Source organism: Clostridium sp. FP1 (assembly GCF_011065975.2).
Classification (GTDB): Bacteria; Bacillota; Clostridia; order Clostridiales; family Clostridiaceae; genus Clostridium_AD; species Clostridium_AD tagluense.
Map to the genome: position 1 here is coordinate 640,170 of NZ_JAAMNJ020000001.1, position 12,882 is coordinate 653,051.

At 31.0% G+C, this 12,882-nt stretch carries 9 protein-coding genes and 1 other RNA gene; 7 read left to right on the forward strand and 3 right to left on the reverse strand.

Annotation, left to right across the window (positions count from 1 at the left end; translation table 11 throughout):
- Positions 1–138 precede the first annotated feature (138 nt).
- Positions 139–1,419: a LysM peptidoglycan-binding domain-containing protein gene (locus tag G9F70_RS03290; protein ID WP_164945231.1), complete on the reverse strand. Its 1,281-nt coding sequence runs from the start codon at positions 1,417–1,419 to the stop codon at positions 139–141.
- 458 nt (positions 1,420–1,877) lie between these two features.
- Between G9F70_RS03290 and G9F70_RS03295 the strand changes: the two genes are divergently transcribed.
- A complete protein-coding gene (locus tag G9F70_RS03295; protein WP_164945232.1) occupies positions 1,878–3,227 on the forward strand; it encodes a glucose-6-phosphate isomerase in 1,350 nt (449 codons plus the stop codon).
- Between the two features lie 4 nt (positions 3,228–3,231).
- A complete protein-coding gene (locus G9F70_RS03300) occupies positions 3,232–3,672 on the forward strand; it encodes a YaiI/YqxD family protein (RefSeq protein ID WP_164945233.1) in 441 nt (146 codons plus the stop codon).
- A 137-nt stretch (positions 3,673–3,809) separates the two neighbouring features.
- Here G9F70_RS03300 and G9F70_RS03305 read toward each other — a convergent pair whose 3' ends face one another.
- On the reverse strand, positions 3,810–3,989 hold the full coding sequence (locus tag G9F70_RS03305; protein WP_164945234.1) for a hypothetical protein: 180 nt from the start codon (positions 3,987–3,989) through the stop codon (positions 3,810–3,812).
- Between the two features lie 290 nt (positions 3,990–4,279).
- Between G9F70_RS03305 and G9F70_RS03310 the strand changes: the two genes are divergently transcribed.
- The 5 genes from G9F70_RS03310 (at position 4,280) to ssrA (ending at position 11,101) form a co-directional block, all read left to right on the forward strand.
- Entirely contained in the window at positions 4,280–6,277 is a 1,998-nt protein-coding gene (locus tag G9F70_RS03310; RefSeq protein ID WP_224617780.1) for a triple tyrosine motif-containing protein, read from the forward strand.
- A 122-nt stretch (positions 6,278–6,399) separates the two neighbouring features.
- On the forward strand, positions 6,400–7,116 hold the full coding sequence (locus tag G9F70_RS03315) for a pseudouridine synthase (RefSeq protein ID WP_164945236.1): 717 nt from the start codon (positions 6,400–6,402) through the stop codon (positions 7,114–7,116).
- A 501-nt stretch (positions 7,117–7,617) separates the two neighbouring features.
- The gene (gene rnr, locus G9F70_RS03320) at positions 7,618–9,810 is read left to right on the forward strand and encodes a ribonuclease R (protein ID WP_164945237.1); all 2,193 of its coding nucleotides are present in this window, start codon (positions 7,618–7,620) and stop codon (positions 9,808–9,810) included.
- 252 nt (positions 9,811–10,062) lie between these two features.
- Positions 10,063–10,530, forward strand: coding sequence for an SsrA-binding protein SmpB (gene smpB, locus G9F70_RS03325; RefSeq protein WP_125005746.1), 468 nt, complete (start codon positions 10,063–10,065; stop codon positions 10,528–10,530).
- A 218-nt stretch (positions 10,531–10,748) separates the two neighbouring features.
- Positions 10,749–11,101: a transfer-messenger RNA gene (gene ssrA / locus G9F70_RS03330) on the forward strand.
- A 427-nt stretch (positions 11,102–11,528) separates the two neighbouring features.
- Here ssrA and G9F70_RS03335 read toward each other — a convergent pair.
- Positions 11,529–12,545: a hypothetical protein gene (locus G9F70_RS03335; protein ID WP_164945238.1), complete on the reverse strand. Its 1,017-nt coding sequence runs from the start codon at positions 12,543–12,545 to the stop codon at positions 11,529–11,531.
- Positions 12,546–12,882 lie beyond the last annotated feature (337 nt).

Below are 12,882 nucleotides of genomic sequence, written 5' to 3' on the forward strand. Positions count from 1 at the left end.
TTTCTTAGATTATGCTAACAAAAGGATATATTGCGTAAAATGCGTTCCATTCGCTTTAGTAATTCATAATTTATTAGCGATGTGAAAGCATCTCCAGCAATATATCCTTTTCGTTATAGCATAATCTAAGAAAAGCCTCTAAAGCAATTTTTTTATATCAAATAGTGAATTTTGAACCAGCCAAGCTTGAGGGAAGTATTTTCCGATGGTCCAGTAACTAACTCCGCCTAAATTATATGCATTAGCTGTTCTAAGTTTAGCGTTCATACTCCTAGCATCTTCGAACCAAACTACATGTCTTTTTCCATTAGCATCGTAATAGTTAAAGAATGGCGCTTGAGAAGTATAGTCATATTGAATAGATGCAAATACTTTTCTTGCAAGATCTACTGCTTCTACATTACCCAGTGCAGTTGCTTTGGTTCCTTTTACATAAGGCAGTGTCCAATCATATCCATAATTAGGTATGCCCATAAATATTTTTTTGCTTGGAATTACTGTTACAGCATAATCAAGGATTTTTTTTACTTCATTAATTGGAGCTACAGCCATTGGTGGACCTGCTGTATATCCCCACTCATAAGTCATAAGTATAACATGGGATGCTATTGCACCATGGAACGGATAATCATGAGCTTCATAAAGTAATCCCTTTATATCACCATTGGGTTTAGGAGCTAAAGCGGTAGTAACAATAAAGCCTAAGGGTTTTAGTTTGTCTACTGTTTTGCGTAAAAAATTATTGTAGTTTTGCTTATCCTCTGGGTAGATATATTCTAGATCTATAGCTAAACCATAATAATTTTTGGTTTTTAATATATCAATTATGTTATCCAATAGTGTATTTTGAATTTTTTCATCTGTAAGTATAACATGGGCTAGGTCACTATCAAATCCTCCGCCCTCTTTTAAATTTGTAATTACCATCATAGGAGCTACTTTAGCTTTTCTAGCAGCCTCGATTAAAGGAACATCATTTATGCCTTTTAAAGTCCCATTAGCTAATATCTGATAACTAAATATACTAAGATAAGTGAGACTAGGAAGAGTTTTTACAAGAACATCCATATCTGTACTGGGAAGAGCATAGCCATTAACCTCAAGGGAACCTAATTTTTGCGTAGATGGAGGTATAATAATAATTTCACCAGGATAAATTAGCGTATAGTTTGTAAGGTTAGGATTTGCATGGATTAAATTTGAAACAGTTACACCATACATTTTAGCTATCATGTAAAGAGATTGACCAGGAAGGATTTTATGTGAACTCGTCCCCTGAAGTATTACAAGGGTTTGACCTACTACAAGGTCATTTGGGTTTGTAAGTTCATTATCAGAAGCAATTTTATTATATGAAACTCCATATAGTTTAGAAATTTCATATAAACTTTCTCCGCTTTTCACAACATGAATAATCAAAAAATCACACCTCATATAATAATATAATTTAATATATGCAACATCATGCAATGAAGTACATCCTATATTATTTTTAATTTAATATATGTAAAAATTATTAGAATAAATAAAACATTCACAGAAAATACTAAAGCTAGTAAGTAGATTGAATATTTAATTATGAGGTTTTTTAAAAATTCAATTTTATAGTGTTTCACAGATTACAGTAGCATAATATGTTATAAATACTAAATTCTATTTAAAAACTTGATTTATTTAACCGAATAAACTAGAATTATTGTATGTTATTTTAACAAGTTAACCTATAAGCCAGGCAACTGCTAGCTGTCCTAAAGGGATACCGGTTGTACGCCCAATTTTATAAAAGTTTATAGATTTTATATACTAAATGAAAAAAATAAAGAGCAAAACAATTATTGATTGTTTTGATTTCAAGAGACAAACAAGGAGGAATATTAATGGAAAAGATTTTATCTTTAGATTTAAGCAAAACAGTTCCCTATTTAGGTGAACATGAAGTTTCTTATTTTCAACCAATGGTATCTACTGCGCACAAAATGCTTAGTGATAAAACAGGCCCAGGAAATGATTTTTTAGGCTGGATAGACCTTCCTGTAAATTATGATAAATCAGAATTTGATAGAATTAAAAAGGCAGCACAAAAAATAAGAGATAATTCTGAAGTCTTAATAGTAATTGGAATAGGTGGATCTTACCTAGGAGCAAGAGCTGCTATAGAAGCATTATCTCATAGCTTTTATAACAGTCTTTCAAACGAAAAAAGAAAATCTCCGGCAATATTTTTTGCTGGAAACAATATAAGCTCTACATATATGGCAGATTTACTTGACGCTGTAGAGGGAAAAGATATTTCAGTGAATGTAATATCAAAATCAGGAACTACTACAGAGCCAGCTATTGCTTTTAGAATATTTAAAGAACTATTAGAAAAGAAATATGGAAAAGCAGGAGCAAAAGAAAGAATTTTTGCTACTACGGATAAGTCCAAAGGAGCTCTAAAAAAATTAGCAGATGCAGAAGGCTATGAAACTTTTGTAATTCCAGATGATATAGGCGGAAGATTTACAGTGCTAACACCTGTAGGATTACTTCCAATAGCAGTAGCGGGTATAGACATTGATAAAATGATGAAGGGCGCAGCGGATGCTAGGGAAGTATACAGCGTTGAAGATATAAATAACAACGATTGTTATAAATATGCAGCAGCTAGAAATGCACTATATAGAAAAGGCAAGGTTACAGAAATTTTAGTTAACTATGAGCCAGCACTTCAATATTTTGGAGAGTGGTGGAAACAGCTTTATGGCGAAAGTGAAGGAAAAGATCAAAAGGGAATATTCCCAGCAGCGGTTAATTTTTCTACAGATCTACATTCTATGGGACAATATATTCAAGAAGGTGTAAGAAATATATTTGAAACAGTTATAAATGTAGAAAAGCCAAGAATAGAAGTGGTAGTAAAAGAAGAAAGTGGAGATCTAGATGGATTGAACTTTTTAGCAGGTAAAACTATGGATTTTGTTAATAAAAAAGCATTCCAAGGAACAGTACTTGCTCATAATGATGGAGATGTACCGAATATTATTTTAAATATTCCAACACTCACAGCATATAATTTTGGATATATGGCTTATTTCTTTGAAAAATCTTGTGCAGTAAGCGGATATTTATCAGGGGTCAATCCTTTTGATCAACCAGGGGTAGAAGCATACAAGAAGAATATGTTTGCTCTTCTTGGAAAATCAGGATATGAAGATATTAAAGCAGATCTAGAAAAAAGGCTTTAGAAAAATGAGAATTATTGTTGATGCAGATGGGTGCCCTGGAAAAAATCTAATAGAAAAAGCAGCTATAGAGCACTCTATAGAGCTCATTATGTATTGCGACATTAATCATGTTTTAAATAGTGATTATGCGCAAATAAGGTATGCGGATAGTGGGTTTCAAAGTGTTGATATGAAAGTGGCTAATGAAGCAAAATCTAAAGATATAATAATTACTCAAGACTTTGGAGTTGCTGCTATGGTTTTAGCTAAAGGAGCCTATGCTATGGGACCTAAAGGACATATCTATGATGATGATAACATTGATAAGCTATTATTTGAAAGGCATATGTCTGGTAAAGTAAGACGTAGTGGAGGTAAAACCTTTGGTCCTAAAAAAAGAACATCAGAAGATGATGAAAGGCTTTATCACAATTTAATTAAATTGATTTTAAAAGCACAATCATAGCAGTAAAATGATTGCTATATAACATTTGAAATATATAAACATAGCTAGTAACTGCGGCTATTAGCTATGTTAAAGGTTATTTTAGAGGACTAAACAATTCATAATTGTTTAGTCCTCTAAAATTTTCAAGTGAACAATTAATCTGCGGTATTCATATCTTTCATATCGATGTTGTCTTTGATAGATTCAGGATATAGTGAAGCGTTATTCACCTGCTCTAGCATAGGATAACCAGCCTTATTGCTTTTATCAATAGTTATGTCTTCTTTTTCGTAAGGATAATTTGGATTATAATGATCTAGTTTTTCGTGGGTCATAATATCTCTCCTTTCAACAATTATTAAAAAGAATTTACGTTTATAATAGTTTTACCCTATTAATAAATATTATAATAACAATATCACTACCATAAAAAATTATAAAATTTGTAATATTGTTATTTTAAATTAAAATCATAAGTATTTATGTCATTAAATAAAAGAAAAAAAAGAAAGTAAATGCTGTTACAAATTATGGAATCATAGTATAATATACCAATATAGAGGAAGATTTAAAAAAATCAATTGTGTAGCTTATTTATAAAGGTAGGTGAACTTGAGTGAATGAAATGAATATATTGTTTAACATAGAAAATCCTGAGGAAAAACATAAAGAAATTGTAGTAAGTATTGAAAATGAAATAGAGGATAATCTGGATTATAAATTTCTTATAGGAATGGAGGGGACGTGGACTACTTTAAAGGAATTAAGTGCAACTACTTCCGTTGTATGGAAACCAGAAGCAGATGCTAAGTATTCAATAATGGTACAAGCTAAAAGAAAAGAAAGCAAAAAAGCTTTTGATTTTATGTCGAAAACCGAATATGTAGTCGGTAATTTTTACGAAAAGTTAATAAGTGATATTTACATAGACAAAAAAGAAATAATGGTAGGTGAAAAAATCACCTTAACAGTAGAGGCAAAGCAGGTTCCTATTATGTATAGGTATTGGATACGTAAAAATGGAAATTGGTTACTTATAAAGGATTATTCATCAGAAAATGTAATGACTTGGGCTTCAAAATATTCTGGAGAGCAAGAATTTTTGGTAGAATGCAAGAATTTAGATTCTAAAAATATTTTTGATGACTTTATGAAAATACAATTCAATGTAAAATCTGTGCAATCCTTAGAAATTATGAAATTTAAATGCTTGACCGAAGATTTGCTTTCAGGCAGGGAACTAGTTTTTGACGTAGAGGTAAGCCATGAGGACAGCAGAATGATTTTATACAAATTTGTAAAAATTAATCCTGAGGGGGATAGTAAATGCATACAAGATTATTCAACTAAAAAATTAGTTAGTTATGTTGAAGAAGATATGGGTAATTATAAGCTATTATGCATGGCAAAGGATATGTATTCACTTCATGAGTTTGATGACAGAGCATTGATTCATTATACCGTAAAGCCTTATGAAGAAATAGATATACAAAGTTTTACTAGTGATTTAAGTTCTCCACAACTACGCGATACTCCTATTAATTTGAGATGTATTGCTAGAGGTGGGAAAGAATTATTGTACAAATTTAAAATCAATGGAAAGTGCCTAGAGGACTCAGGTTATATTAGAAAAAATAATTATATATGGACACCAAGTGAAGCAGGAGAATATAAAGCTTGCTTGTGGGTTAAGGACTCATCTTTTGAAGGAGAATATGAGAAGAGTGTTTGTTTAGACTTTATGATTGATGATATAGGGAATACAAATGTTATTATTGATGATATAATTTTGGATAAGAAAAATCCTGTACTAATAAATGAAGTTGTTCATGTAAAAGTTAAAGCAACGGGAGGAACTTCTTTAAGATATGGTTTTTCAATTTTTGAAGATGATAGTGAAATAGAAAGAATTGAATTTGGAACACATGACTTTGTAGATTTTACTCCAGGAAAAAGCGGCAAATTCAAATTAGAGGTAAGAGTAAAAGACAAATATTCTAAAAGAGAATTTGATTGCCACGCAGTGGTATATATTGAGGCTTTAGTATGTATTCCAGCTAAAATAGACTATGTTTTAATGCCCACACGAGAATATTATATGGTAGGGGATACTATTGCACTGGAGGTAATATCTGAAAACACAAGAAATACCCTTGTGAATTATATTCTGAAAATAAATGGTCATTTAGTGGAACAAACAAACTTTGTGCAGCATAAGAATTACGAGCTTAAACCAAAATCTAGTGGAACTTATTTAATAGAGCTTAGGGCGAAAAATAAAGCTAGCATAGAGGCATATGATTGTATGAAGGAAATAAAAATACAAGTACATGAGACATTACCTATAACAGATACAAGGATTTTATGCAATAAGACAAATTTTAAGACCAATGAAGCAATAACATTTGTAACGGAAAACCTGGGAGGCAGAGATGTGGTATATGAGTTTTATCTTATGGAAAAGGAGGAATGGACCTTAGCACAAAGATTTAGCAAGAAAAATGATTATACATTTATGCCCTTTACTAAAGGAATGTATAAAGTGCTGGTATTATCAAAAAACTTTTATAAGAGTATTTCATATGAAGATTATGATATAATGGAGATAGAAGTATTAGAATAAAGTTAAAACAGCTTTTCAAGGCTGTTTTTTTTATGAGAAAAGGGTTTATAATAATTGTATATAATAATTATTTTATATGTTTTACTATTGGTTTTAAGAAACAGTTGAGGAGATGAATTTATATGGAAAGAATAGACAAAGTATTGTCAAATTTAGGTCATGGAACAAGAAAAGAAGTAAAGGGATTATTAAAAAAAGGAAAAGTAGAGATTGATGGAATTATAGCTTCAGATAGTGCTATGAAGATTGATCCGGATAAGGCTGTAATAAAGGTATCTGGTGAAGAAATTAAATATAGGAAACACATATATTTAATTATGAATAAGCCAGCGGGTGTTGTTTCTGCTACCGTAGATAATCATGATGAAACTGTAATTGATTTGTTAGATGAGCAGTACCATTCCTTTAAGCCATTCCCTATAGGCAGGCTTGATAAAGATACAGTGGGATTACTACTAATTACTAATGATGGGGAGTTAAATCATAAATTAATAGCACCTAAGAATCATGTAGATAAAGTGTATTATGCTGAAATTAATAAATTTATAGATGAAAAGGATATTTTCACCTTTAAGAATGGTGTTGTAATAGATGACGGATATAAATGTATGCCAGCAATACTAGAAGTATTAAGTGCAAATGAGAATGGATCAGAAGTAATGGTTACTATTCAGGAAGGTAAATTTCATCAGGTAAAAAGAATGTTTGAAAGTGTAAATAAAAAAGTTGTATTTTTAAGAAGAATTAGTTTTGGACCATTAAAATTAGATGAAAGTTTATCAGAAGGACAATATCGAGAATTATCAGAAGAAGAAATAAACTCATTAAAACAGGTTTAATGACATTTTATAATATAATAATATAGGGTTAAAATGAATAAAATATGAATAAAATGTCGCCATTTTAAAAAATATTTACAATAAAATCTCAAAAAAACCTTGCAAACTTTAGTTAAGTTTAATATAATTAAAGAGTAAAGATAAATAGAGAGATAAATAGCCCCCTTTTTATTTATTATAAAACAGCCCAACCCCAAGGGCTGTTTTATTTTGCAAAAAAAGTCGATTTCTGAGAAGAAATGTTTATACATAGTATTACGACAAAACGCTCACATTAAATAAAACTATTTAATGTGGGCATTTTTTATTGGGAAATGGGGAAGTATATAATCATATAGTATATACTAGATGTATTTTTTGGATTATAATAAAAGTAACAAATATAGAATTAGAGTTATAATTAACCATAATAATTAGTTAAAACTAAAGCTATAATGAATATTATTCAGGAATAATTTAAAAAATAAATTAATACAGAAAATTATATAGGAGGAAAATCTTATGGATATAAAAGAAACACTAATAAGCTTTATGACAGAACAAGCATACAAGCCCATGAACATAGCGGAATTATCTAAAGTATTTAGTATTAAAAAAGCAAACATGAAAGACTTTACTAAACTATTATCTGAAATGGAAAAAGATGGTCAAATAGTTAAAACACGCACTGAGCATTATGGTATTCCAGAGAAGATGGGTATTGTAAGTGGTAAATTCCAAGGTCATCAAAGAGGTTTTGGATTTGTAATAGCGGACGAGGAAAGACCAGATATATTTATTCCAGCAGATAATGTGAATGGAGCAATGAATGGTGATAGAGTTCTTGCAAAGATTTTAAAAGAAGTAAACAATGGTAAGAAATGTGAAGGTGAGATTACAAGAATAATAGAAAGATCTAATAAAACAATAATAGGGACTTATGATGACAGCAAAAACTTTGGGTTTGTAGTAGCAGATGATAAGAGGATTGCTCAAGATATATTTATCCCTAAAGCAGAAAGAAATGGTGCAAAAACAGGTCAAATAGTAATAGCTGAAATAACTGAGTGGCCAGAACAAAGAAGAAATCCTGAAGGAAGAATTGTAGAGATTCTTGGAAATAAAGGGGATCAAGGTATAGACATATTAACTATAATTAAAAAACATAAGTTGCCAGAAGAATTTCCAGCAAAAGTTGAAGCCTTCGCAGACAATATAGTTGAAAAAATCCCAGAAGAAGAATATGCGCGAAGAACAGATTTAAGAGAACTGCAGATGGTAACTATAGACGGTGAGGATGCTAAAGATTTAGATGACGCTGTATCTATTGAGATTTTAGGTAATGGCAACTATCGTTTAGGTGTTCATATAGCGGATGTTTCTCACTATGTTAAAGAAAAAAATCCACTGGACATAGAAGCTCTAAATAGAGCAACTTCAGTATATTTAATTGATAGGGTTATACCAATGCTTCCTAAAAAATTATCTAATGGAGTTTGTAGTTTAAACCCTAAAGTAGATAGGTTGGCTCTTAGTTGCTTTATGGAAATAGACAAGACTGGTAAAACTATAGATCATGAGATAGTAGAGACCATTATAAAAACTAATGAAAGAATGACTTATACTGATGTTACAAAAATACTAAGAGATAAAGACGCAGAAACAATGGAAAAATATGATTATTTATATGAAGATTTTAAATATATGGAAGATTTATGCGCCATTCTTAATAAAAAGAGAATGGGTAGAGGTGCTATAGATTTTGACTTTACTGAGTGTAAAATATTATTAAATGAATTTGGAAAACCTGTAGACATTGTTCCTTATGAAAGAGGAATTGCAAATAGAGTAATTGAGGAATTTATGCTAATTGCTAATGAAACTGTAGCTGAGCACATGTTCTGGCTTAATGTACCTTTTGTATATAGAATCCATGAGGATCCAGATGAAGAAAAGTTAATACATTTTAGTGAATTTGCACATAATTTAGGATACCCTATAAAGTGGGGAAAAGAGATACACCCTAGAATGCTTCAAGAAGTAATAGCAAAAGTAAAAGGTGAGAAAGAAGAAATGGTGCTAAGCACATTGTTACTTCGTTCTATGATGAAAGCAAAATATTCTCCAGAATGTAGCGGTCATTTTGGCTTGGCATCCAAATATTATTGTCACTTTACCTCACCAATTAGAAGATATCCAGACCTCATGATCCATAGGATAATTAAAGAGGTTATAAATGCAGGCTTAAGTGAAAAAAGAACAGAAAAATTAAGAAAAGAAGTAGAGATAGCATCAAAACAATCCTCAGATATGGAAAGAATAGCAATGGAAGCCGAAAGAGAAGTAGATGATTTAAAGAAAGCAGAATACATGAATGAAAGAATAGGTCAAGAATTTGACGGTATTATTTCTTCAGTAACTAATTTCGGATTGTTTGTAGAACTTCCTAATACTATAGAAGGATTAGTTCATATGAGTAGCTTAGATGATGATTATTATGTTTTTGATGAAAGACATTTAACCCTTGTAGGTGAGAGAACTAAGAACATGTATAAATTGGGCGAAGAGGTAAGAATCATAGTTAGTAAAGTTGATTTAGCTTCTCATGAGGTTTATTTTGATATAATTAAAGATGATGAAGATAAAGAAGAAAAGGAAGAAGAATATTCCGTTAAGGATTTAGATGAACTTATAAAAGATGATTCTACAAAGTAAAAGTACTGTATTGTAGAATAATTCAAAAATAAAAATACAGAAGAGGATTAACCTCCTCACTTGAGAAGGATTAATCTCCTCAAGTAGGAGAATTAATCTCCTCAAGTGAGGAGAATTAATTGCCTCTTCTGTTTATTATTTTAAAGAGCGATTTGTGAATCTACAGCCATGTAAACATAATCCACATTTTCTTGAAAAAGAATGGGTTATAGAGTATAATTATATATTAATAAGAATAAAGTAGGTGAGGTTATGGCAAAGGAAACAGGAAACAAAACACTAGTGGAAAATAGAAAAGCAAGACATGATTATTTTATAGAAGAAGCAATGGAAGCTGGAATAGAACTTGTCGGTACAGAAGTAAAGTCTATTAGAGCTGGAAAGGCGAATTTAAAAGATAGTTATGCAGATGTTATAAACGGTGAAGTATTTATAAAAAATATGCATATAAGTCATTATGAAAATGGAAACCAATTTAATGCTGATCCATTAAGAGTTAGAAGGTTATTACTTCATAAAGAACAAATAAATAGACTACAAGGATTTACATCACAAAAGGGGTTTACTCTAGTTCCATTATCTATTTATCTTAAAAATACTAAAGTAAAAGTTAATCTTGGTATTGTTCGCGGTAAGAAAGATTATGATAAGAGAGATGCTATGCTTGAAAAAGATGCCAAGAGAGATATGGCTAGGCAGTTCAAGGAAAGTATGAGATAATAAGTACTATTACACAAGAAATACATAATATTAGCACTTGATAAAGCTCCTAATATAGTGTATTATTAAGACATAGACAGCAAGGCAGTAAAACATTAAAAACTAAAGTTTAATCCATTTACAAAAACAAAATAAATATAAAATTGCGTTATAAATATGCAATAGGATACACACATTATTGCATTGCAAGAGATTTGAATTAAATCTTTTGACAATACGGGGGCGTACTTGGTTTCGACGGGGGTACGTTGCATCGAGGAAGCGAGCCGAGGGAACCTATGGACCCGCGTAAAAAACTATAGGGACAATTTAAACGCAAACGATAATTTACAACTAGCAGCTTAGTTCTGCTACGTCTTACCTTTGATTACCGCGACTTAGGATAGGGCGCCGACAGCGGTGAACCGAGTCTGGGAAAGCTTTGACCCAGAAACGGAAAATATGAAGCTACCGAAACATAAACCCGGCCAGTAGGGGTTAAGTAGAGGGAATTTTAAAGTATTGGCTACGCTCGTAGATGCCTAGGTGTTATGGCTTTCGGACAGGGGTTCGACACCCCTCGCCTCCACCATACATAAACAATAATTTTGATACAATGGAAAATCCTTGAATTCAGGGGCTTTTGTTGTTTTTTGGATTAAAATACAGTGTGGAAATTGAGCTTTTAAGCACAAAAATTTGGATTAAATTGAAATAAATGCACACCCCTAGAGTTTTTTGAAGTAGGGGTGTGCATTTTTAGGGTGGGGTGTGCACTTTTTAGCGGAATTATAAAGTCTTTATTGAAATATTTCCTCCGGCAAAATCAAGACGAAAGTAGAGAAATTTCTACTAACACACGATGGGAATTATACATTAATTTTAGAAAGATAAGGTTAGTGTATGCTCTTATAAATAAGGAGGATGGTCTAATTTTTCAAGTGCGTAATAGAAACAAATTTAAGGGGTTAAATAATTCCGAACCAAGGCATATATTCTTTACTTTTATTAGAGAATAATTACTCCAGAGTGTTATCTATTGGTTGCACGGAATTATTTTCTTGAAACCTATAAAAATTAATAATGTAGTCTTCTACTTCACAATTTAAGCCGTCTATAGAGTCTGAGATATCTTCTATATTTTCGATTGGGCAGAACTCATAGAAGTACATATCACAAGCATTTAGGATATTTAAAATTCGGGAAAATAAATTGCAGTAATCTATAGTATTAATGTTTGTCACGGGGGTAGGTATAACAGAAATATTCAGTCTATTTCCTAAGCTTTTATAAAAAATGTAAGAGAAAGAATTAACTATATTTCTAATTGTAGTTGGAGTATCAGATCTGGCTATAATACTATTTAGATTTAAGAGAATATCTGTAATATTCAATAAAGTATGTTTTTTAAATATCACAAATTCAGCATGTATTCCACAATCCCAATACTCAGAGTGAGCAATTTCTAGATATTCCTCAAGCGTACTATGAAGTCTTTTGAGAAGTTCCAAAATGTCATCTAAATGTGATAGGTCGTATTTGTAGTTGTATGGTATTGAACAATCTAAGATTTCATTAATAAATTTGTCTTTAATTTCATTTATTTCTGACTTAGATCTAATTAAAGTGCCACATTCCCAACTAGTTGAACCATAAAAGTTTTGTGAGCCAATATATGCCACTGAATCTGAGATAATTATTTTTGAATGATTGTTAAAATTAAAAAATGTTGTAGTGAAAGCTTTAAATTTAGAGGTGTCAAGAATATGTTCAGTTATGCTTATTTGCTTTCTTGCATTAGCTTTTTGAGTTTCAGAATTATATTTTTCAAACCTTGCAGGTATATTTGTTACAATAATAATACTTTTATCTTTATCTAACTTGTAAAGTTGTGCTAGTAAATCTTTATGAATACTGTAGGTAATAATAATTATATGTGAGCTATTTGCGAAACTATCAACCACTTCTTTATACCCATATTCATTATTGGTAAGTACTAAGTCCACATTTTTCGCATGTATTTTTTCATAAAACATAACACTAAATCTCCTTTCTAGCATGCATTTGGAAGCGTTTTAATTATATTATACAATATATAGTATTTAATATAAAAGAGATTATAAGTATTTTTAAAGAAAATTTAGATATGTTTGGGCTGAACATATATTTCCGCAAACAGCACATGTGGAGTGCGTGGTTAGGATAGAGAGAGAATAGGCTGGTAGCAAAGGGTTTAGAGGATTTAAGATAAAAATTGAAGTGTGTTTTACGTTCCCTCAGACGAGAGTTTGGGGGAATTTTTGATTTAGGGGGGGCTAATAAATACGCAGAACTAAGGGGATTTGCGTTAAGGTATAGAGATTTGCGAAATTG